The organism is Vibrio sp. Of7-15 (genome assembly GCF_022347565.1).
Lineage (GTDB): Bacteria > Pseudomonadota > Gammaproteobacteria > Enterobacterales > Vibrionaceae > NORP241.
The window spans coordinates 277,480-299,431 of sequence record NZ_JAKRGH010000004.1 but is presented as its reverse complement, the minus strand read 5'-3'; the positions used below and the strand labels follow the sequence as shown (position 1 = coordinate 299,431).

Genomic DNA, 21,952 nt, shown 5'->3' with positions numbered 1-21,952 from the left:
GGAGAGATAGGGATTTGAACCCTAGATACGCTACAAACGTATGCCGGTTTTCAAGACCGGTGCTTTCGACCACTCAGCCATCTCTCCGTAAGTGCGGTGGATAATACGTACCAGAAGATCTCTTGTAAACCCCTATTTGGTTAGGTGGTTAACTATTCATCATAAAAATAAAAAATAATTGTTCGTTTGTTTGTATATTGATCATTTCTACTTTTTGGAGGCTGTATAGAAAAGAGTTGTTTAAGCGAATGAGACCTTGCAAGTAAAGGAATATCTATTTATGGTGTTATATATAAGTATAACACTTGTGCATTGAGGAGATGCGATGCATTGGAAAGATGATCAGCCGATTTTTCGCCAACTCAGTGAAAAAATAACTGGGCAAATTCGAGATGGTGTGTGGATAGAAGGGGAAGCGTTACCCTCAGTGCGTAGTGTTGCAGCGGATTTGAAGATTAACCATTTAACTGTGATGAAAAGCTATCAGCTATTGGTTGAACAAGGGTTAGTGGAGAAAAGGCGTGGTCAGGGCATGTTTGTAAAGCAAGGGGCAGCGTCTTCTTTAATAACTAGTGAGAAAGATGAATTTCTAGAGTGTGGAGTGCCAGAGTTGGCCGATAAATTGGTGCGTATGAAGATAAGCGTGGATGAGTTAGTGAACAAATTAGAGCAGTATTTGGAGAAAACATCGTGAGTACCTACATTAAAGCGAGCAATGTAAGTAAACATTATCAAAGTCACCACGCATTAGATAATGTGAGCTTTGAAATTAAATCAGGCCAAATACTAGGGTTTCTTGGTCATAATGGCGCTGGTAAATCAACGCTCATTAAAGCTTTGCTTGGTGCGCATGCTTACGATGGAAAGTTAGATATTTTTGGCTTAGAACCAGTGCAAGATCGTGCGCAGATCATGCAGCATTTGGCGTACATTTCAGACGTTGCGGTATTACCGGGGTGGATGAAAGTGAGCCAGTTACTTCGCTATACATCCGGTGTTCACCCAAGCTTTAATCTTGCGCGCGCGAAGGAATTCCTTTCGAATACAAATATTAAAACCAACGCAAAGATAAGTGCCTTATCAAAAGGGATGAAAGTACAGCTTCATCTTGCTTTGGTGATGGCGACCGACACAAAAGTATTAATTTTAGATGAACCCACTTTAGGGCTAGATCTTATGTATCGTGAAAATTTTTACCGTCATTTAGTGGAATGGTTTCATGATGGAGAGCGGGCCTTGATTATTGCTAGTCATGAAGTGTCAGAAATAGAACACTTGTTAACGGATGTGTTGATCATGCGTCAAGGTAAAGCGGTTTTACAAGCCAGTATTGAAGAGACGCAACAGCACTATTGGTTGGTGGATGTTCACCAATCTCAAATAAGTGAAGCTCAGCACTTATCACCAATATGGCAGAAAAAAGGTGTGGGAAGCACGCAATTGCTAGTGAAAGGGGAAGATCGTGAGCAATTTCAAGCTTATGGGGAAGTCAACCCAGCTCGACTAGCCGATATTTTCATTGCTACTCAGCAGGAGGCAGCGTAATGCATCCAACGATCTATATGTTTGAAAAAGAGCTTGTAGAACACAAAATTATTACTCGTTTGCCTTTGTTCTTGGCGGTTTGTGGTTTCATTTTTTCCATATCATTGTTTTTTAACAGCAGTTTCAGTGTTCAGGTGAGTACCACAGGTTACGATAATTGGTCTATTCCTGAACAATCATACGCTTTTGCTGGTGCTCTGGGTTATTTAAACTCTTCTTTGGCAGGGATTGTTTCACTGATTCTTTTTACGATGTATATCCCCAAAACATTGAGGAAAGAGCAACAAGAAGGAAGTATTATGTTTTGGCGCAGCATGCCTGTGACTGACTTGTGTACCATTTCCGTTAAATTAGCGGTTGGGTTAGTGGTTATTCCTATTATTTGCTCTTTTTTATTACTGGCTTCAGATTTGTCATTCTGGATAGTCGATATTTTGTCTAAAAATGCGTTATCTGATTTTGTGGGAGAAATAAGCCTTGGTGGTGCAATCGTGCACTGGTTGGAGTTTATTACTCGAATGCTATTGGTTTCTGTTACCTTATTTCCATTAGCCAGTTTGCTGTTTGTTACATCACAACTCACAAAATATCCATTACTGAATGTGTTTGTGATTGGTGGTGCCATTAGTTTTTTCAGCGAAAATACCTTGGGATTACCTATTGTTGGTGACTTTTTGTCTCAGCAGTTGTCGTTGCCAATGGCGATGTTAACTGAAAATTATCCACTTTCAGTACTTTTGGGGCACGGGGTTGTTTCTTTAATCATTTCTTTATGTGGTGGTGCAGGCTTGTTTTTATTGAGTGTTAAATTGCGTTCCAGTACGGATAAGGTCATTTTTTAACCGCCTGGTACGACCTCTTTTTTGTAGGTGTTTATATACATAAAATTAGGATAGATTACTTTTGCCTTTACGGTATATAAGACTTATTAAGGAATATTATAATGACACAAGTTACATTTCAGGGTAATCCAGTAAATGTTGCCGGCGCTCAAGCTGTTGTTGGTAATAAAGCTGTTGATTTTACTCTTTGCGCTGCTGACTTATCTGAACTTTCTCTCGCATCTTTTGTAGGTAAAAAAGTTGTTCTGAACATTTTTCCAAGTATTGATACACCTGTGTGTGCACAGAGCGTTCGTACTTTTAATGAGTTAGCTGCTGCAAAAGATAACACGGTTGTGCTTTGTGTTTCGGCTGACCTTCCATTCGCAACGGGTCGTTTTTGTGAAGCTGAAGGCATTGAGAACGTACAAACTGCTTCTTTCTTCCGTTCTGAAACTTTCACGACTGATTATGGCGTGAATATCGATGAAGGTGCACTACGTGGTTTAGCTGCACGTGCCGTAGTATGCATTAACGAAGAAGGCGTTGTGACTTACAGCGAGCTTGTTTCTGAAATCACAGAAGAGCCAAATTATAGTGAAGCACTAGCTGTACTATAATGGTTTTGTGATTTTAGATTAGCGCGGCTATGCCCTATACATAGCCGCGCTTTTTGTTATTTCATTTTCTTTTGTTTTAGCTTTTCCAAATACTGTTTTGGTGTTTTCCCTCGGTTCTTCTTGAAGGTTTTTGAAAAGCTCTCTTTATTGCTGTAGCCCAGCTTTTTGGCGATTTCTTCAATAGGTTCGCCTTTCATCATTAGTTGTATGGCTAAATTACATAAAACATAACCTGTAATGGTTGAGAAACTCCAGCCATAGTTGTGCAGTTGCCTCTGTAATTGTTGCCTCGATAGCCTAAAACAGCTGGCGGCTTTGTTGACTGTCGGAATCCCAAAGTGACGGCAGTAATTAATCACCTCATAGAACACTTTGGCATGATCATGGGGCTGAGGCATGTTCAGGTACTCATCTAATTGATGAAAAGGCATCAACATTTGTTTGTTTTCTGCTGTTTCCATTCGGCTTTCGTGGGCCAATATCGCAATGTTTAACCATACTTGTGTTTCAGCTGCATTCCATTCAACGTCGCAGCCAAAGAAATGTGTAAACTGTTCTTGGTTGTAAGGAGGCCCACTGATTTGAACACGTAAAGGTGCATACTCTTTCCCCACATATTCTCTTAGTGTGTGAACCATACAAACGGCAACTCTGACACTATCGTGGAATCGAGCTCTCGCTTGAAAGTACTCTGAATGGTAACACCATTTGATGATGTTGCCTGATTGGGAGCCATGAAAGCTTGCTCCAGACTGTAAGCTGTTAATGCCATAATTGATTCGTCTAAAAGTAATGGACAAATCGGGGGCGGCTAAAAACCATTCTCCCATTACATCAAAATGCTTTAAGTGCAGATAAGGAGCGATGGTTAACATGTATCCAGGATCACCTGTTATCTCTTCTATTTTTTCCAGCCAATCGGACACCTCATTGATTGGAAGCAAATTCATCTTATTACTCAGTATTGAAGAAGGCAGCCCTAATTGCTCAGGGCTAATACCGTAGTGTTTTTGTATACCCGTAAAAATGGGCTTGATGCATAGGGTGCGTATAAAAGCGAGATGAAGTTGGGACATTTCATTTCTTTAAGATATGTTTGGGATAATTATATTAAATAAGGCTTCAAATTGATTCAATTGTTCTTTTTGTGTTGAGGGAGAAGTGATTTTTGTCACAATAACGTCATCAAAGAACAACAGAAAGAAAAGAGAAATCTATGAGTCTAGTCAGTATGCCATTTGTTGATACAGGGTTTGATATGGGGTTGCATATTGTGGCTACCGTCGTATTAGTAGCAACCGTTGCAGCAGCAGGAATTGGATTTTGGAAACTCCATGAATTACCTATTAACAAAGCTCACCGTACTGAACATAAACAGGTAGGATTAATTACGGCACTGACTTGGATTGGATTTGTTTGGCATTGGGTATGGGTACTCGCGGTTATTGTGGCGTTTGTGGATGCCGAACAAGCCTTATGTAAAGTTCGAGATATTTGGAAAGGAGAACCGTCATCTCGTGAAACGAAGAATGAAGCAGAAAATGAGGAGAGCAAGTCATGTTAGAAGGTTTAGCGGTTTGGGCTCTGTTTATTTACTTACTTCGTTTAGTAGGAATGCCGTGGAATAAGTTTACCCAAGGTTTTGCGTACCTCGGTGGGGCGAGTTGGCTGCTATTTGTTTGGATTGGCCTGATTAACTATACGCCGATGGATTTATCTGGCGGTTCGTTGGTGCAATCACCACACATTCAATTGCGTCCGGCATCTAATGAGATAAAGGGCAATGTTGAACGCATCTACGTAAAGCCAAATCAGCGCCTTGAAAAAGGGCAGTTGGTCTATGAGCTAGAGTCAGAGACTTATCAGATTGCACTGAATAAAGCCTCGGCACAGCTAACGGCGGCTGAGGTGGCGTTGTCGGTTGCAAAAGAAGATGTCCGTATTGCTAAAGCTCAGCATTTGGCTTATGAAAAAGACATTGAAATAACGAATAATCAGTTAGCGTCAACGAAGGAAGATTTGTCTTGGAAAACGAAAACGTTAAAGCGCTATCAAGAGCAAAATAGAGTCGTGGCTCATACTGTGACGGAAAGCCAGCTCGATGAGCAGAGTACAGCGGTTGAAGTAGCGAAAACCCAATTAATAACTTTACAATCTCAGGTGGATAAGGCGCGTTTAACCGCAGATAAAGCGTTACTTGCTGTGGAAAAAGCAGAACTTGAAATTCAAAGTAAACAAGCGGATGTTGCTAATGCACAAGAAGCCGTTGCTCAAGCGGAATGGAATTTAGCGCAGACTAAAGTGTATGCACCGACGAATGGTTATTTAACAAACTACATTATGCGCGAAGGGCAATATGTTGGTTTACTTCCTCGTATTCAGATGTATACCGATGAAAAATACGTCTTGATGCGAGTAAATCATCAAGCTATTCGTAATGTCAAAGTTGGCCAAAGAGCTGAATTTACCTCGGCGGTTTACCCAGGGAAAATCTTCTCCGCTGAAGTTGAAGGTATTGTAGAAGCAACAGGAGAAGCCCAAGGTTCACTACTTGCACTGGAAACGCCCGTTCGAGCGACGACAGGCAATAATGTGATGAATAAGCACCATTTTGTACGTTTGAAATTACTTGAGCCTGAGGGCTATGACATTCCGGTTGGTTCTGTTGGTCTTGCATGGATCAGTGGGGAAAAACCAATTGCTTTCATGAGTTTCTTAGATGTGATCCGTGGGATTATTATTCGCATGAAGTCACAGATTTACTTCTTTTATTCAATGTAATGTAATTTAGCCTCATGAGCCTTTGTTAAAAGTTGATCATGAGGCTTTTTGTCTTTCTGCTCTCATCTTTTCTTTTTAAAATACAAACTAATCTTCATTTTTATTTATAAATTACTGATAAATCAATAGAAGTGAACGAGCTACTCTTTTATTTTCAGCTGTTCTATTTAGCTTGCATGGTCTATAACTTTATATAGTTTGGTTGAAGGCTATATACCTAGTATATGAGCTAATTGTAAGTAATAAATAACCTTAAATGGATCTTAGATTGATAGTAAGTAGCGCTGCTATGGATGATCATAAGTGTATATTTAAAGGTAAATAATGATGATGCTTTTAAAAAATGCTCCAATTAAATTAAAAATAGCACTAGGGACGGGAGTTCCGCTGTTATTGCTGATTTGCCTTTCTTTAATCGCCGTGAACAGCTCGCAAAATCAAGAAGAGTCTAACCATATGGTTGATCATACGCATAATGTGATTCAACAGGCAATGAGGGTTGAGGGCTCTGCGGTGGATATGGAAACAGGCATGAGGGGCTATCTTCTTGCTGGTAAAGAAGGTTTTCTAGAACCATATATCGAAGGTAAAAGACGCTTCTCTCGTTTAGTGTCGGAGTTAAAGACGACTGTCAGTGATAATCCGGCCCAAGTTCAAAGACTTTCTGATATCGAAAAAAATATTAATGACTGGCTGTCGAATGTGACTGAGCCTGCCATTCAATTACGCAGACAAATTGGTGATGCAAAAACCATGGATGATATGTCGGATTTGGTGGGTGAAGCAAAAGGAAAAGTGTATTTTGATAAATTTAGAGAGCAAGTGAGCTTATTCATTAATCGCGAGCGTGATTTATTAGATAAACGTTATAAACAGAACATTGAAACTCAAAATATGGGTTTTAAGCAACTGGAACTGCTTGATGAAAATAATAAATGGACTGAGCATACCCACGAAGTTATCAGAGTTGGTCTGAATTTAACATCAGCCGCGGTGGATATGGAAACTGGTATGAGAGGGTTTCTGTTAGCGGGTAAAGAAGCGTTTTTAGAACCTTATCACAGTGGCAAAAAACGCTTTTTTGATATTACTGATGAACTTAAAAAGAAAGTTTCTGATAACCCAGATCAAGTAAGCCGTATTGAAGACATAGAACAGAATATAAGCAGTTGGAATAGCAATGTCACGGAGCCTGCTATTGCACAAAGGCGTTTAGTGAATAATGGTCAACGTTCCATGGATGATATTGCTCGCCTAGTCGGGCAAGCGAAAGGTAAACAATATTTTGATCGGTTTAGAGAGCAGATCAGTCGCTTTATTCTTACTGAAGAAGAGTTGATTGTGATTCGAAAAGGGGAGTCAGATCAGAGCTTAGAGGGTATGTCTAAATCTTTAGACTCTTTTGGGGAATCGTCAGAATGGGTTAACCATACTCACGAGGTGATTGAAACGGCACTGGATATCCAAGCCGCTGCCGTTGATATGGAAACAGGTATGCGTGGCTTTTTACTCTCAGGTAAGAAGGAGTTTTTAGAACCTTATACCTCGGGTAAAAACGCGTTCCAAAACAGGGTTGAGAAGCAGAAACAGACAGTGAGTGACAACCCTGATCAGGTCGCATTGCTTGATGATATGTTGGCGAATATATTGGAATGGCAGTCAGTCGTTGTTGAGCCTATGATCCAACTGCGCAGTAACATTGGTGATGCGAAAACCATGAATGATATGGCTAAGCTAGTTGGAGAAGCTCGAGGAAAGGTGTATTTTGACCGATTTCGAAGCCAAATAGCAGAGTTCATTCGTATTGAAGATCAGCTGATGAAACAGCGTCAAGAAGCGGCAAAAGCGGCGGTATCTAATACAACCTACACCATTTTAACTGGCACCGTAATAGCAGTCTTTTTGGGCGCGACTATTTCTTTTCTTGTGATAAAAGCGATTTCTGTACCAGTTGCTGAGGTGGCAAATGGGTTGACGTTATTAGCGGGTGGCGACCTTACCGCAAGAATGTCGGTAGACTCTAATGATGAGTTAGGGCAAATGGCGAAAAGTTATAATCAAGCGGTAAGTCAAACTAATAATGTGATTCAGCAGGTCTTACAAACAACGGATGATGTTGTTGGAGGATCTAGCAAGATTGTAGAAACCAGTGAGAATATGGCCAATGAGCTGGAGCAGCAATCAAACCAAGTTACCCAGATAGCGACCTCGATTGATCAAATGACATTAAGTATTCAAGAAGTCGCGCAAAAATCTGCGGATGCAACATCCAGTGCGCAAGAGGCTGGAGTGACCGCTAACTCCGGAGGCTTAATTGTTAAAAATACCATTAAAGGTATGAATTCAATCAATGAGGCCGTTTCTTCATCCTCTTCCAGTGTAACTCGGCTTGGTAAGAGTGGTGCTCAGATTGGTGAGATCATAAATGTGATTAAAGAAATTGCAGAACAGACGAATTTATTGGCTTTGAATGCGGCCATTGAAGCGGCACGTGCTGGTGAATCAGGACGAGGTTTTGCTGTGGTTGCTGATGAAGTCAGAACACTGGCGGATAGAACCACAAAAGCAACGGAAGAGATAGGAAGCTCAATAGAAGCCATTCAAAATGAAACCCAAATTGCTGTGGATCGCATGAAAAGCGGTATTAGTCATGTTGAAGATGGAATGGTTTTAGCTGGTCAAGCAGGAACAAGCTTGGAAGATATAGTCACTGGCGCTGAAAACGTGGCCAGTATGATTGATAGTATTGCCGCTGCGACGGAAGAGCAGTCAGAAGCGACAGAAGAAGTTAGTCGAAATGTTATCTCTGTTTCTGAGGTATCTAAAAATGCCAATGAAGCGGCAAAGGGGGCGGCTTCTTCTGCAAATGAATTGGCGCAGCAAGCCCAAAGGCTGAAAGATCTGGTGGCACAATTTAAAGTGACTTGATGTTCACAATAATGTGCTCTGCGAGTAATAAAGAGTGTAGTGTGTTGGGTTGTAGAGTGAGCCTTTAAACGTATCAAAGACTCGTTTTAGTAGCATTATTTGAAATTACCCGTTAGGCGTCGGCTCCAATCATTAACGACACCTGAGTCCAGCCAGTTTTGTGCGTGCTGACGCCAATTAACGCTTAATGCTTCACAATCAACCATTTTGCTAAGAGCTTGGTGATCAAATTCTTTATTAAATAGCGTATTTGCACAAGTTCGGACGCTGAGTTCGGGGTATGGGCGTTCTATCAACTCTAAGGTGTCCGATGGTTGAATTACCCCTTCCTCTAATACGCGAAGTAACCAGCCAGTTTTGCCGTTGGCTTGCATTAATACAGATAATCCGGCATAGCCAAAATGGTGATTGAGTTTAAAGCAGGGGGATCTTGGCTGAGATATTTGAATTGTAGCTTTACCTAATTGGAAGATATCTCCAATGCACACGGTCTCTTCTTGCCAGCCTTGTCCTGATAGGTTTTCTCCAAATGCACCAGAGCCAAATTGGGTTTTTGGCTCACCAAGCCCCATTCCTTGCCAAAAAACAGACCAAAATTCATAGTGTTCGTTTGGGTAATAGTGGAGTGCTCTTTCTGCGCCGCCATGATGTTTAGGATCGGCCTGTTCATCGTTATCTAAGCCATTAAATGAACAAAATATTGGATCAGTAACGATTTTTTTCTCAATGGCACTCGGGATACCATTATGCAATACATGAGACTCCGGTAGATCGGTGGCTATATTTCCAACTTGACCAATGAGCAACTTTAGTGCGTGTGCCATGCAGTTTTCCTTTTCAGCAGTGATCATGATCTGAATTTATCATAACTCCTTCTTTGTTATTATATAAATAGTATGTGAGAAGGAGGATTTACTCGAAAGACAGCTGGAGGTTGTTTGTTAAGTGGGCTTCTCCATTGTAAAAGCTCTTGCTTTATCATTAACTGGCAGTCTGGGGGGCGATTAATTCTTCTGCAGGGGAGGGAGATTGTGACAAGTTAACCAGTTGTTGAGTATAGCTCTGTTGTGGATGAGAAAATAAGCGCTCAGTTTCTCCATGTTCGACGATGAGGCCATCTTTGAGTACTAATGTGTAGTGGCAGAGGGATTTCACGACATTTAAATCATGGCTAATAAACAAATAGCTTAATCCATACTTTTTTTGTAGAGACTTTAACAAGTCCAGCACTTGTGTTTGCACGGTTCTGTCGAGTGATGAGGTAGGTTCATCCAGTAAAATAAAGTTGGGCTTGAGTACGACAGCTCTGGCGATAGCAATGCGTTGACGTTGCCCACCGGAAAATTCATTGGGGTAGCGGTGACGAGTCTCGGGATCCAATCCGACCTCTTCCATGGCAGAGCAAATGGTGTTATCAAGTTGTTCTGGTGTAAGAGTTTGATGAACGGCGAGCCCCTCACCAATGATTTGTGCAACGGACATGCGTGGATTTAAGGCTGAGAAAGGATCTTGGAAGACGACTTGCATCTTTTTTCGAAGTGGCAGCATGTTTTTGCGGTTCAATTGAGAAATATCTTTCTGATCGAAATGGATATTTCCTTCACTTTCAATAAGTTTTAAAATCGCGAGTCCTGTCGTGGATTTCCCTGAGCCGCTTTCGCCAACTAACCCGATGCTATGGCCATGCTTTAAGATGAAACTCACATTGGTTACGGCTTTAAAGTGATCGACTACTCGTTTAAAAATGCCACCATGGATTGGAAACCAAACCTTTAAATTATCGACTTGAAGTAATGGCCTTGCATCTGCTTTTGTCGGTACTGGTAAGCCTTTTGGCTCAGCATTAATGAGCATTTTTGTATAAGGGTGCTCTGGCGAGTAGAAGATCTTTTGGCTTGGGGCGGTTTCAATAATTTGGCCGTGCTGCATTACTGCGACTTTGTCGGCAATTTTTCGCACAATGCTGAGATCGTGAGTAATAAATAACATGGCCATGCCCAGTTCAGTTTGTAGATCCTTTAATAGATCTAAAATTTGTGCCTGAACAGAGACATCCAAAGCGGTGGTAGGCTCATCAGCAATGAGAAGATCAGGTTCATTAATGAGTGCCATGGCGATCATGACGCGTTGGCGTTCACCACCTGAAAGTTCATGAGGATAAGCGTCGAGCTTTTTTTCTGGTTCACGTAATCCGACTTTTTTTAGCCACGCTAACGAAAGTTCTCGTGCGGCTTTGGCTCTCATTCCTCGATGGATAGCTAGGGTTTCACCTAGTTGTTTGGCTATTTTATGTAAAGGGTTGAGCGACACCATTGGTTCTTGGAAAATCATGCCGATTTTGTTGCCGCGCAAGCCTCGTAATTGGCGATCACTGCAATGTAGTGTGTCTGTGTCGTAGTATTTGATGGTGCCATTCAGGTAGTGAGTGCTGGTTTTGGGCAGCAGTTTTAAAATCGCATTTGCGGTGACTGATTTTCCTGATCCGCTCTCGCCCACTAAGGCCAAAGTTTCGCCTTTCTCTATGCTTAGGCAGACATTGTGGGTTGTAGGGACAATACTGGAGTCGAGTTTGGAACCAAAGCCTATGGATAGGTTGTCAATCTGTAAAACGGTATTTTGCATAATCTATCCTTGGTGATGAGGATCAAAAGCATCTCGAACGGCTTCGCCAATAAAGACTAATAAACTCAACATAACGGCAAGAACGGTAAAGGCAGAAAGTCCAAGCCAGGGTGCTTGTAAGTTAGCCTTTCCTTGGACTAATAATTCGCCTAACGAAGGAGAACCAGCAGGCAGACCAAAGCCAAGAAAGTCTAGGGACGTTAATGTGGTTACTGAGCCACTGAGAATAAACGGCATCATGGTTAAGGTGGCGACCATGGCGTTGGGTAACATATGTTGACGCATAATACGAGCATCGCTCACACCAAGGGCTTGAGCTGCTCGTACATAATCAAAATTTCGGCAGCGTAAAAATTCGGCTCTGACAACACCGACTAGTCCCATCCAGCCAAAAAGCAGCATGATACCGAGTAACCACCAAAAGTTAGGCTCAATAAAGCTTGAGAGAATGATTAATAAAAATAAGGTTGGCATACCAGACCACACTTCAATAAAGCGTTGACCAAATAAATCTAACCAACCACCGTAGTAACCTTGAGTGGAACCAATAATGACGCCCACAATACTCGATGCAATAGTAAGCGCAAAGCCGAATAAAACTGAGATCCGAAAACCATAAATGATCCGGGCTAAGACATCGCGGCCTTTGTCATCGGTGCCTAACCAGTTGATGTCATCGGGTGCTGAAGGGGCTGGCCCTGTTAGGTTGTAATTAATGGTGTCGTAGCTAAAACGTATAATAGGCCATAGTATCCAGCCATTTTCTTGTTCGATCAGATCGATAATGTACGGGTCGGTGTAATCGGCTTCTAAGTCAAATTCCCCGCCAAACTCAGTTTCAGCATATTGAGTAAAAATAGGGGTGAACCATTGATCTTTGTATTGAATAAATATGGGTTTGTCATTCGCAATGAGTTCAGCCAGTAAGCAAATAAGAAAGAGCAGGGTGAAAATCCATAGTGACCAAACTCCGCGCTTATTTGCCCGAAAACGTTGCCATCGTTGTTGTGCGAGTGGAGTCATGAGTTATCGAGCCTCAAAATCAATGCGAGGGTCTATCCACATGTAAGTTAAATCGGAAATAATATTCAGCATTAAACCCAGTAAGGTCATAATATAGAGTGAACTGAATACTAAGGGGTAATCTCGTTGAATAGTGGCTTCAAAGCCTAATAAACCAATTCCTTCTAATGAGAACATCACCTCAATCAGCATAGAGCCCGTAAAGAAAATGCTGATGAAGGCGCTGGGAAAGCCTGCAATGATGATCAGCATTGCGTTACGAAAAACGTGACGATATAAAATCCTCTGATCGTCTAATCCTTTTGCTCGTGCAGTCACTACGTATTGTTTGTTAATTTCATCTAAAAATGAGTTTTTGGTGAGCATGGATAGGGTGGCAAACCCACCAATGACCATGGCAAGGGTTGGAAGAGCTAAGTGCCAAAAATAGTCGATAATTTGTTGATACCACGTCATTTGATCGAAATCTGCGGAAACGAGGCCCCGTAACGGGAACCAACTAAAGTAGTTACCACTAGCAAAAAAGATGATTAAAATAATGGCGAATAAAAAGCCTGGAATGGCATAGCCGACAATGACCATAGAGCTGGTCCATACGTCGAATCGACTGCCGTGATGAATCGCTTTTTTGATGCCAAGAGGAATGGAAATAAAGTAGATAATCAGGGTGCTCCACAACCCTAACGAGATAGACACGGGCAGTCTATCAATGATTAGGTCGATAACATTACCTCCTTTGAATAAGCTATCGCCAAAGTTAAAAGTTGCGTAGTTGAACAGCATGGTGAAGTAGCGCTCGTGTATGGGTTTATCAAAGCCAAATTGCTCTTTAATGGCAGCGACTACTTCAGGATCGAGCCCGCGTGATCCTTTATAACCTGAGGGGCTTTCTTCTGGTGATTCAGAGCCGACTTCTTTTGCTCCCGCACCAGAAAAGCGTTCCATAATACCGGAGTTATGCCCTTCAAGCTGAGCAATAGTTTGCTCAACTGGCCCGCCGGGGGCCAATTGAATCACAAAAAAATTAATGGTGATAATGGCCCATAGGGTTGGTATCACCAGTAATAGCCGACGAAGAATATAGCTAGCCATAATTAACGCCGCTTTTCTGGCAGTTTTTGAGCTTTGTTGGTATCAATCCACCAAGTATCTATGCCTAAATCGTATTTTGGTCGAGTGGCGGGTCGAGCAAACTTGTCCCACGTAGCCACACGAAATTTACTGATGTGCCATTGTGGGATCACATAAAAATTCCATTGCTGGACACGATCTAAGGCTTTTCCGTAGGCCAATAGTGCTGCGGGATCGTCTTGTATATCGGCAATTTTTTCTACAAGGTAATCAATGCTTGGATCACGTACTCCGGCTGTATTGTAAGTGCTGTCTAGGTAATCACTGTGCCAGGCAATTTTTAAGTTGTTATTGGGGTAAGCGTTAGCGGAGTAGCGGCTAGACACCATATCAAAATCGCGATCACGTAAGCGTTTGATGTATTGGCTGGTATCGACGGTTCGGATTTTCATCTCGATGCCCATCAGTTTGAGGTTTTTTTGTAGTGGTATGGCGATTCGCTCTGTGGTTGGGCTGTATATTAATAGTTCAAAACTGAAAGGTTTGCCTGTTTTGCTATTAGTTAATACTTTGTTTTTAAGTTCCCATCCAGCACTTTTAAAGAGCCCTAACACTTTGCGTAGCTGGCCGCGAATTCGTCCCGAACCGTCACTGACTGGAGGCTGATAACTTTGATTAAACACACGCTCAGGTATTTTGCCCTTTAAAGGCTCAAGAATGAGTAGTTCTTGTTTTGAGGGCAAGCCAGTTGCTTCATATTCGGTGTTTTGAAAATAACTACGTGTTCGTTGGTATTGGTTGTAAAAGAGGGTTTTGTTCATCCATTCGAAGTCCATGGCGTAATTTAACGCTTCTCGGACTCGAACATCTTGAAATTGTGGCCGTTGAGTATTAAAAACAAAAGCTTGCATTGATTGGGGAATGTTGTGATCGATTTCTTCTTTTTTGATAAAGCCTTTTTCATAGTTGGTGCCAGTGTACATCGTGGCCCAAAATTTCGCCGTATTTTCTAAACGAATGTCGTATTCACCCGCTTTAAAAGCCTCTAAGGTAACGGTTTCATCACGGTAATAGTCGTATTGAATGTTATCAAAATTATGGCGACCAATATTGACAGGTAAATCTTTGGCCCAATAGCTATCTAGGCGCTGGTACGTAACGCTTTGCCCCATTTTGTATTGCGTGATTTTATAAGGGCCACTACCAACTGGTGGTTCACTTAGGGGCTCTGATAGGTTTCTGTCTTGCCAGAAGTGCTGTGGTAACACGGTCATATTTTGGACAAGAGAAAACAGCATTTCGCGGTCGGGTTTACTCATTTCAATACGAACAGTGAGATCGGAAATGGCTTCAACTTTCTTAATATCTTTATAATACACACGGTATTGCGGCACCCCTTCGGTCATGAATTTTTTAAACGTAAAAGCAATGTCATGGGCAGTAATAGGGTGATTATCATGGAAGCGAGCTTGTGGCCGGATATCGACTTCCATCCAGCTATAATCGTCAAGGTAGCGGACTTTTTCTGCGATCAGAGGATAGTAACTGTCGATTTCATCTTGAGCATTGGTGAATAGTTTATCGTAAATACTGTCAGCCGCTGCCACAGAAACCCCACGACTGGCGTAACGGTTAAAGCTATCAAAGGTACCTATTTCCGCAAAGGTGACGTTTCCGCCTTTTGGTGCGTCGGGGTTTACATAATCAAAATGAGTAAACGTGTTGCTGTATTTGGCGCTGCCAAAGCCCACCAAATGGTGTGAGGAAATCACTTCTCCTGCCAAAAGTGGAGCTGCTGTGAGCACAGCAGTAATTAAGAACGATATTCGTCCTAGCATGACAACTCCTTTGTCTGTTTGATCCTACATTAAGCATAGAAGAAAAAATCAAATCATTTTTATTACCTGCTGATTTTTATGTAAATAAGGAGAGTAAATAGTGCGATTTTTAAAAATCAAATACGGCTTTGGTGAGGGGGATAAGGCAAAATGCCCCTATTTACAGGTGGAAATAGGGGCGTGGTATAGCTGATAAAACTAATTATTTAGCTGTTGTTACTCGGCTGGTACGGTTGCCTGAAACTGTACGAACGCTGACTTCTCCAGTTACTGCTGGTGGTGTTGCTTGGTCGTAGGTCGCCCATGTGGCTCCGCCATTGGTGGAGTACTGAATGGTTAACCCAGGGAAAGTTGAATTCGCTTTAAGCACGCCAGCTTCAACGATGGCACCAGGTACAGGTAGGTTAAATGCAATCCCTTCTGCTTCTAACTTAGGTAAAACTTTCTGGCCCAGTAAATTAGCAAAGTGATTGTAATTTTCTGTACGCGCTGCTTCGTTTAGGGGCTTACCATTTAAATCGTGTGCTTCCCATGATGCTGTATGCCAAGCACGCTCAGCTAAACCAAGTACGCGTGGGAAAGCCATACCTTCAAATTGATCTTCAGTACGAATAGTTTCTGTCCATACTGAACCTTGTATACCAAGAACATTTTCAGGACGCTCTAGTGATTTCACACCAGCAACAGCAAGAACTTCTTCTTTAGTAATTGGCGCACCTGCACGAGTGAAATCGGCATTGGCGTATACATCATCTGGCATGTAACCATACGTTTTACGAGTGTCGATAAAGCGAGGTGCCCAGTAGTAACCACGTTCGTTTGCATCTGGCTCGTATGGGTGGTCAAAGTATAGGTGGGTTGCATGGTTATAAACCACATCGTACCCGCTATTTGCTAGGTTATAAGCACGGTCAGCTACGCCCCATTCCCAAATATTTTGCCAAGCGTTACCCCAGACTTGCTGGTTAGCGACTTCAGAGCGAGGGTACACTTTACCTTCGTTCATCAGGCCATCTTCCCAGCCTGCTAAATTTAGACCGTGGTTTGCTGTAATCACCGAGATTCGTTCAACAAAGTAGCGGCTTAGTTCAGATACATTGGTTACACCATGAGTGTTGTTGGCAATGAAGTCTTGACAAATTGGGGAATCTTTCCATGCCCCTGCAATTTCATCACCACCAAAGTGGAAGGTTTCAAGTGGTTGAATACCTTGATGAAGCTCAACGAGGTTGGCAACAACGGTATCAACAAAGTTGTAAGTGGACTCCATACATACGTTGATGGCATTGTCTTTAAACATCTGTACAGAGAGGTAATCTGACTTATCATTAAAATCAGTTAACAAGTACTGGTTTGCTTTAGCTTCGTTCCCTTGAGCCATGTAGTTATGATAACGAGCTTCCATGGCTTTGATTGCAGCGTGAGCATGGCCAGGTACGTCAACTTCAGGAATGAGTTGGATGTTTAAACTATCAGCGTAGCTTAAGATTTCACGGTAGTCAGCAGCAGAGTAGTAACCGTTAGATTCTGGCGTTCCGTTAGGGCCTGCGCCAAGGAAAGGCAGCATACAATTACGTTCTTCTGGATCATGACATCGGTTTGCACCCACTTGGGTAAGCTCAGGAAGGTCTTTGATCTCGATACGCCAGCTTTCATCGTCTGATAAACGTAAGTGCAATTTATTCAGCTTAAATGTTGCCATTTGGTCGATAAGTTGCAGTAAAGATTCTTTGCTTCGGAAGTTACGTACTGCATCAACAGAAAGGCCACGGTAAGCAAAGCGAGGTGCGTCGCTCACTTGTGCTGTTGGGATTTCAGCCCCTTCTTTTAGCTGTAATAATGTTTGAGCAGCGTAGAAAGCGCCTGCTTGGTCAACAGCATTGATTTGGATAGTATTGACAGCCTTATCGACGGTTAGATTATAAGCTTCACTCCATTTTTGTTCGCCATCAACAATCACTTGTCCCCAACCGATACGGATTGTTTTCTCCGTTGCTGGCGACCATGGGGCTGCGGTTAGCCCTAATTGTGCCGCTAAATATTCAGCTTGTTCTTGGTAACCGTTATCAAATACAACGACCCAAGTGTTGTCTAAGGTTACGCTGTCACTCCCAGTGGTGATACTGGCTGGAGTAGGGATGACGCCTGAAACGTTATTGATAAGAGATAAATCAGCACTGCGTGCGAAACGATCTTCAGCAGTAAAAGGGTCGTAGAAGTCAGTGATTGCAGCGCTGTTATAGCGTTTCCATTGCTGAGGAGTATCGAAATCGGCAATAAACGGCAGCTCATCGTTTGGTTTTACAGGTACTTTGCCATTGATGGTATTGCTGGTGCTCTCAATAAGAGCGGTAATGGATTGACCATTTTCTTCTGCCACAAAATACCAGTTAGGCATAATGTCTGTTTTTGCTACTTGCCAGTCGGCGTTATCAAATTGGAAGGTAAAGTTTTCACCGGGTTTTACTGGGGTAAATTGGCTGGTTGGCTCAATTTTGAAAATGTCACCATTCACATGGGTAAATTTTATGGCTGATGTATCAAGGGTTTTAATTAAGCGTGTGTGGCTAAAGTAAATAGCCCAGCCTGAAGCGGGTAACGTTGTCGCGCTGTTATTCGTGAATGACAATTCCGCTTTGTGTGTGCGCCAATCGTCTTGCGTGTTATCGACTACGCTGTATACCACATCGACGCCTTGACCGAGGTCATTGAGGTTTGCAGATGTAATTGCATGGGCTGGTGCACATAGCGCAGCAGCGAGAGTTAGGGATAACAGAGATTTTTTTAACATATAAAACACCTTACTTATTTCGTCCCGTGAAATAAAGATATACTAACCATGTTTTATATAAAGATAGAAATATCAAATAACATATTTATAAATTTATCGAGAGTTAATGCTGAGCTCGTCCAAAAGCTTTTGTATTTAATGCGTAAATGTCTCATTTATGGAATGGAAAAATGGGCGTTTTTATAATTATCAATATATATTGCAAGGTTAAAGGATCCGTTCACTGTTATTTAAGTGTGATCAATATCACATTTTGTGCATGTGGATTAAAGGGAGTGTAGGGGGGAAAGCCAATGCTGTCTCCACTTTAAAACACTGTTTTAATGGGGCATTTAGAACTTTTGATATATACGCTGTACCAATAAAATAAAAAATTATGTTTTTTACAATGGTTGTTAGTTACAACTATCGTATATATACTCCGCGAAAATCAGTTTTATAAAAATAATTTTCCTGAGTTATTCGCCTATGAACTTGTCTCGTTTACTTACGATCCGCCATCAGTTGTGGCTATTAATGGGTCTTGGCTCCTTTGGCGTCGCTGTGATTATTGGGTTAAATATTAATGTGCATCAAGCCAATAATCGCCATTTAGCAACATTAGAGCAACAGTACTACCCTGCCATGGAAGTGGTTGTTGAGTTGAATGGTTTGTTACCACAGCTGGTGCAGCAATTTGAGACCGCTGTGACGACAGGTGAGGAAGAGGCGATAGAATCTGCACATGATCTATACAATGCAATGAATGGGCTGGTGTTTCAAGCTAAACGTCTATTGCCCAATCAAACTTCACAACTGGCTAAAACAGAACATACGTTGCAGCGTTACTTTGTAAACGGAAAGCAAACGGCAATGGATTTTATCCAGTTTAGTAAGCCAATCGCCGATATTTCACGAGATGCGGAGCGTAATATTGCTTTGCAAAAGCAGTTGGAAAAAGGGTTAGCTGATATACAAACCCAAGTTCGTGAGCACGTCGTATTTATGATCAGTGATGCGAGAAAAAGTGCCATTAGTGCTCAAAGTAGTTCTATGATTTCGGGTGCGATTATCATTGTTTTATTATTGATCTTTGGTTTTGCGATTTTACGTTCTATCAGTAGCTCTATTTCGATTGTGGCAGAAAGGCTACAAGAAATTGCTATGGGAGAAGGGGATCTGACCAAACGTATTCAATACGATGGTAAAGATGAAATGGCCAATTTGGTGAATAGCTTTAATGTGTTTATTGGGCAGCTGCATCAAACAATTTCTATGATGGTGACAAGTACAGATCAACTGAAACAGATTACAGAATCATTGTTAAATAGCGTTCAAGACACGACACATCAAGCAGATGAGCAAACAGATAAAATTCAGCAAGTGACGTTATCAGTAGGTGAAATGCTGCAAACGGTGAGTCACGTGGCAGATTTTGCGCACCAAGCCTCAGATCAGGCTAATGAAGCAAATGCAGATGCCGACAATGGCCAACAAGTGGTAGAACAAACGATCGAGGTGATTAATCAATTGTCTCAAGAAGTCCAAAATACAGCACAAGTTATTGATAAATTAGCTAAAGATTCAAACAATGTAAGTTCTATTTTAGACACTATTAGAGACATAGCCGATCAAACTAATTTATTAGCCCTGAACGCTGCCATCGAAGCGGCTAGAGCTGGTGAGCAAGGGCGAGGTTTTGCTGTTGTTGCAGATGAAGTACGTACATTAGCGGCACGTACTCAACAATCTACGACAGAAATTCATGCCGTTTTAGCGGAGTTACAAGTCGCGTCACAACATGCTGTTAGTGTCATGCAGTCGGGTCTATCCAGTGCAGAGCAAGGGGTCACTTACTCTGCGAAAGCGGGGGACAGCCTCCATTCAATCACTACTAAGGTTGCGGAGATCACGGTTGTTAATGATCAGATTGCTTCTGCTACTGAAGAGCAGCATCAGACTTCAGTTATGATTCAAGATTTACTCGGCAAGTTTGGTGAAAGCTCTACAAAAATGGCCGAATCCACAGAACGGCTCGGTTTTTCAGGTAAAGAGTTAATTGACATTGTTAATCAGCTGAATGAATCAACTTCCCACTTCAAAGTGTAATCTTTATACGCGTTTTTAGCCTAGCTATCAGTTCGCCAAAGAAAAATACTTAGGTTGTATTTGAATATCGTGAATGCAACCTAGCTAGTCCCGACGTTAATCGTCACAACACACATAAAAATCATAATCACCGGAGTAATACGATGACAATTAAGGCATTTAGCCTATTGCTACTTGCTGCGCTGTGCTCGTTGAGCGTGCAAGCAAGTACCACTTCTACTGAGGAACGAATCACAGAGCTTGAGCAGCAAGTTGCTGTATTATCAGAGCAGCAAGGCTCATCTTCAGAGGAGCGTTTTCATTTTAATGGCTTTGCTTCTATTAACCTACAAGCGGCGAATAATAGTGCTGGATACGCTGGTGCGACAAATAAAGCCAACTTAGATGAAGGATCACTGGTTGGTTTACAAACGGTATTTGATGTTAATGATGACACCAAAGCAACTGTTCAACTTGTTAGTCGGGGAGCAGAATTAGAAAATTGGCAGCCACAGGTCGAATGGGCTTTTATTAGTCACCAGTTTACATCAAATGTGACAGGGCGAGTTGGTAAATTACGTTTGCCACTATTTATGTTGTCTGATTATTTAGAAGTGGGTTATGCACAATTGGGAGTAAGGGTTCCACAAGAAGTGTACAGTACCGTAGTGGCTACTTCTTTTACCGGTGGTGATATTCTTTATGATATTGAGCTAGATGATAGCACTATTTTGTTACAAGGTTTTGCAGGCTCACACAATTTAAGTTCTAACAAAACCAAATTTAGGGCGGAAACCGAGTTTGACAACATCGTTGGTGCAGCCGCGAATTGGAGTGATGATTTTATTACTTTACGCGCAAGTTATGCTCAAGCCAAAGTAAATTCTTCTCAAAACTGGGCATCGGGTAATACGCTCATGCCTCAGATTAACAATACCACTTTTAGCAACGATGAGGCCAAGTTTTATGGCTTAGGTGCAAGGTATGATGGTGAGCAATTGTTAGTAATGTCTGAGCTGACTCGAACGGAAACCAGTGGTTTTTATCCAGATGTGGATGCTGGTTACATCACCGTTGGTTATCGTATTGAACAGTTGACGCCGTACGCAACGGTTTCATATATGAAAACGAAAGATGATGAGGTAAGAAAGGCGTCATTACAAAAAGCAGTGATAGGAGGCAGTGCTCAAGATGCTATCTCTGCAGGCATGACACAAGCTCTTCTGAATATGGAAAGAACCAGTTACAGCCTAGGTTTACGCTGGGATATGGCAACTAACTTGGCTCTGAAAGCAGACGCGACTTACGTAACCGATTTTGAAGAAACCAATGGTGGTTTAACAGGAGCAGTAACGCGCCCTTCATTGGATGACACAACGGTTTATACCGTGAAATTAGATGTGGTTTTTTAAGGGGTACGGCATTTATGTTTAATAAAATACTGTGCACATTACTGGTTTTGATCAGCTTTGGTGCCCACTCTTCGGTTGTAGTTATTGCTCACCCAAGTGTTACTGATTTAGATTCCGCGACCATTAAAAAGATTTATTTAGGGAAAGCAAAATCGTTATCGATAATGCCCATTGAACTAGAAGATGGTGCTTCATTAAAGAGTGAATTTCATAATAAGGTGACAGGAAAAACAGAAGCGCAGCTTCAAGCTTATTGGGCCAAAAAAGTATTCACAGGTAAAGGAAAGCCACCCGAATCGGTTTCTTCTAGCGCAATAATGAAAAATAAAGTATCCAGTATCAATAATGCGATCGGATACATTGATGAGGGTGATGTTGATAGTAGTGTTAAGGTGATTTTTCGCCCTTAATCCTTTAAAATAGTGGGTCGCTC

Annotated in this window: 17 protein-coding genes and 1 tRNA gene; 10 read left to right on the top strand and 8 right to left on the bottom strand. The window is 41.8% G+C overall.

Features of this window, described 5'->3' with window-relative positions; all coding sequences use genetic code 11:
- Positions 1-87 (bottom strand) — tRNA-Ser (locus MHO82_RS07465).
- Positions 88-325: 238 nt separating this feature from the next.
- Here MHO82_RS07465 and MHO82_RS07460 point away from each other — a divergent pair.
- The 4 genes from MHO82_RS07460 to tpx all read left to right on the top strand — a co-directional run bounded on the left by MHO82_RS07460 (position 326) and on the right by tpx (position 2,986).
- A complete protein-coding gene (locus MHO82_RS07460) occupies positions 326-694 on the top strand; it encodes a GntR family transcriptional regulator (protein ID WP_239183245.1) in 369 nt (122 codons plus the stop codon).
- Positions 691-1,545: an ABC transporter ATP-binding protein gene (locus MHO82_RS07455; RefSeq protein WP_239183244.1), complete on the top strand. Its 855-nt coding sequence runs from the start codon at positions 691-693 to the stop codon at positions 1,543-1,545. Before MHO82_RS07460 ends, MHO82_RS07455 begins: the two co-directional genes overlap by 4 nt.
- Complete coding sequence (locus tag MHO82_RS07450) at positions 1,545-2,387, top strand: hypothetical protein (RefSeq protein WP_239183243.1); 843 nt, start codon at positions 1,545-1,547, stop codon at positions 2,385-2,387. Before MHO82_RS07455 ends, MHO82_RS07450 begins: the two co-directional genes overlap by 1 nt.
- A 101-nt stretch (positions 2,388-2,488) precedes the next feature.
- On the top strand, positions 2,489-2,986 hold the full coding sequence (gene tpx / locus MHO82_RS07445) for a thiol peroxidase (protein ID WP_239183242.1): 498 nt from the start codon (positions 2,489-2,491) through the stop codon (positions 2,984-2,986).
- Between the two features lie 56 nt (positions 2,987-3,042).
- On the opposite strand, the gene MHO82_RS07440 is transcribed toward tpx, so the two are convergent.
- A complete protein-coding gene (locus MHO82_RS07440; protein WP_239183241.1) occupies positions 3,043-4,062 on the bottom strand; it encodes an AraC family transcriptional regulator in 1,020 nt (339 codons plus the stop codon).
- A 140-nt stretch (positions 4,063-4,202) separates the two neighbouring features.
- Here MHO82_RS07440 and MHO82_RS07435 point away from each other — a divergent pair, with 140 nt between their 5' ends.
- The 3 genes from MHO82_RS07435 to MHO82_RS07425 all read left to right on the top strand — a co-directional run bounded on the left by MHO82_RS07435 (position 4,203) and on the right by MHO82_RS07425 (position 8,695).
- The gene (locus tag MHO82_RS07435; RefSeq protein ID WP_239183240.1) at positions 4,203-4,550 is read left to right on the top strand and encodes an MFS transporter; all 348 of its coding nucleotides are present in this window, start codon (positions 4,203-4,205) and stop codon (positions 4,548-4,550) included.
- The gene (locus MHO82_RS07430) at positions 4,544-5,767 is read left to right on the top strand and encodes a biotin/lipoyl-binding protein (protein WP_239183239.1); all 1,224 of its coding nucleotides are present in this window, start codon (positions 4,544-4,546) and stop codon (positions 5,765-5,767) included. The genes MHO82_RS07435 and MHO82_RS07430 overlap by 7 nt, the downstream gene beginning before the upstream one ends.
- Before the next feature lie 324 nt (positions 5,768-6,091).
- The gene (locus MHO82_RS07425) at positions 6,092-8,695 is read left to right on the top strand and encodes a CHASE3 domain-containing protein (RefSeq protein ID WP_239183238.1); all 2,604 of its coding nucleotides are present in this window, start codon (positions 6,092-6,094) and stop codon (positions 8,693-8,695) included.
- 95 nt (positions 8,696-8,790) lie between these two features.
- Here the strand turns inward: MHO82_RS07425 and MHO82_RS07420 are convergent, their stop codons facing one another.
- The 6 genes from MHO82_RS07420 to MHO82_RS07395 form a co-directional block, all read right to left on the bottom strand.
- Positions 8,791-9,519 (bottom strand): MOSC domain-containing protein, encoded by a 729-nt coding sequence (locus tag MHO82_RS07420; protein WP_239183237.1) that lies wholly within the window; start codon positions 9,517-9,519, stop codon positions 8,791-8,793.
- Positions 9,520-9,676: 157 nt separating this feature from the next.
- Complete coding sequence (locus tag MHO82_RS07415) at positions 9,677-11,317, bottom strand: ABC transporter ATP-binding protein (protein WP_239183236.1); 1,641 nt, start codon at positions 11,315-11,317, stop codon at positions 9,677-9,679.
- A 3-nt stretch (positions 11,318-11,320) separates the two neighbouring features.
- Complete coding sequence (locus MHO82_RS07410; protein ID WP_239183235.1) at positions 11,321-12,340, bottom strand: ABC transporter permease; 1,020 nt, start codon at positions 12,338-12,340, stop codon at positions 11,321-11,323.
- Positions 12,341-12,343: 3 nt separating this feature from the next.
- A complete protein-coding gene (locus MHO82_RS07405; protein ID WP_239183234.1) occupies positions 12,344-13,432 on the bottom strand; it encodes a microcin C ABC transporter permease YejB in 1,089 nt (362 codons plus the stop codon).
- Between the two features lie 2 nt (positions 13,433-13,434).
- Complete coding sequence (locus tag MHO82_RS07400; protein ID WP_239183233.1) at positions 13,435-15,249, bottom strand: extracellular solute-binding protein; 1,815 nt, start codon at positions 15,247-15,249, stop codon at positions 13,435-13,437.
- Between the two features lie 202 nt (positions 15,250-15,451).
- On the bottom strand, positions 15,452-18,040 hold the full coding sequence (locus tag MHO82_RS07395) for a family 20 glycosylhydrolase (RefSeq protein ID WP_239183232.1): 2,589 nt from the start codon (positions 18,038-18,040) through the stop codon (positions 15,452-15,454).
- A gap of 468 nt (positions 18,041-18,508) precedes the next feature.
- Here MHO82_RS07395 and MHO82_RS07390 point away from each other — a divergent pair, with 468 nt between their 5' ends.
- From MHO82_RS07390 to MHO82_RS07380, 3 genes are all read left to right on the top strand, one after another.
- Positions 18,509-20,128, top strand: coding sequence for a methyl-accepting chemotaxis protein (locus tag MHO82_RS07390; protein ID WP_239183231.1), 1,620 nt, complete (start codon positions 18,509-18,511; stop codon positions 20,126-20,128).
- 143 nt (positions 20,129-20,271) lie between these two features.
- Positions 20,272-21,519, top strand: a complete 1,248-nt coding sequence (locus MHO82_RS07385) for a hypothetical protein (RefSeq protein WP_239183230.1) — start codon at positions 20,272-20,274, stop codon at positions 21,517-21,519.
- Positions 21,520-21,533: 14 nt separating this feature from the next.
- On the top strand, positions 21,534-21,929 hold the full coding sequence (locus MHO82_RS07380; protein WP_239183229.1) for a phosphate ABC transporter substrate-binding protein: 396 nt from the start codon (positions 21,534-21,536) through the stop codon (positions 21,927-21,929).
- Positions 21,930-21,952 lie beyond the last annotated feature (23 nt).

What these genes read in the sequence shown, in the direction of transcription:
- MHO82_RS07380 (WP_239183229.1), top strand. Translation starts at nt 21,534, where the DNA reads ATGTTTAATAAAATACTGTGCACATTACTGGTTTTGATCAGCTTTGGT.
- MHO82_RS07430 (WP_239183239.1), top strand. Translation starts at nt 4,544, where the DNA reads ATGTTAGAAGGTTTAGCGGTTTGGGCTCTGTTTATTTACTTACTTCGT.
- MHO82_RS07410 (WP_239183235.1), bottom strand. Translation starts at nt 12,340, where the DNA reads ATGACTCCACTCGCACAACAACGATGGCAACGTTTTCGGGCAAATAAG.
- MHO82_RS07440 (WP_239183241.1), bottom strand. Translation starts at nt 4,062, where the DNA reads ATGTCCCAACTTCATCTCGCTTTTATACGCACCCTATGCATCAAGCCC.
- MHO82_RS07420 (WP_239183237.1), bottom strand. Translation starts at nt 9,519, where the DNA reads ATGGCACACGCACTAAAGTTGCTCATTGGTCAAGTTGGAAATATAGCC.
- MHO82_RS07400 (WP_239183233.1), bottom strand. Translation starts at nt 15,249, where the DNA reads ATGCTAGGACGAATATCGTTCTTAATTACTGCTGTGCTCACAGCAGCT.
- MHO82_RS07395 (WP_239183232.1), bottom strand. Translation starts at nt 18,040, where the DNA reads ATGTTAAAAAAATCTCTGTTATCCCTAACTCTCGCTGCTGCGCTATGT.
- MHO82_RS07405 (WP_239183234.1), bottom strand. Translation starts at nt 13,432, where the DNA reads ATGGCTAGCTATATTCTTCGTCGGCTATTACTGGTGATACCAACCCTA.
- MHO82_RS07450 (WP_239183243.1), top strand. Translation starts at nt 1,545, where the DNA reads ATGCATCCAACGATCTATATGTTTGAAAAAGAGCTTGTAGAACACAAA.
- MHO82_RS07460 (WP_239183245.1), top strand. Translation starts at nt 326, where the DNA reads ATGCATTGGAAAGATGATCAGCCGATTTTTCGCCAACTCAGTGAAAAA.
- MHO82_RS07390 (WP_239183231.1), top strand. Translation starts at nt 18,509, where the DNA reads ATGAACTTGTCTCGTTTACTTACGATCCGCCATCAGTTGTGGCTATTA.
- MHO82_RS07425 (WP_239183238.1), top strand. Translation starts at nt 6,092, where the DNA reads ATGATGATGCTTTTAAAAAATGCTCCAATTAAATTAAAAATAGCACTA.
- MHO82_RS07385 (WP_239183230.1), top strand. Translation starts at nt 20,272, where the DNA reads ATGACAATTAAGGCATTTAGCCTATTGCTACTTGCTGCGCTGTGCTCG.
- tpx (WP_239183242.1), top strand. Translation starts at nt 2,489, where the DNA reads ATGACACAAGTTACATTTCAGGGTAATCCAGTAAATGTTGCCGGCGCT.
- MHO82_RS07435 (WP_239183240.1), top strand. Translation starts at nt 4,203, where the DNA reads ATGAGTCTAGTCAGTATGCCATTTGTTGATACAGGGTTTGATATGGGG.
- MHO82_RS07415 (WP_239183236.1), bottom strand. Translation starts at nt 11,317, where the DNA reads ATGCAAAATACCGTTTTACAGATTGACAACCTATCCATAGGCTTTGGT.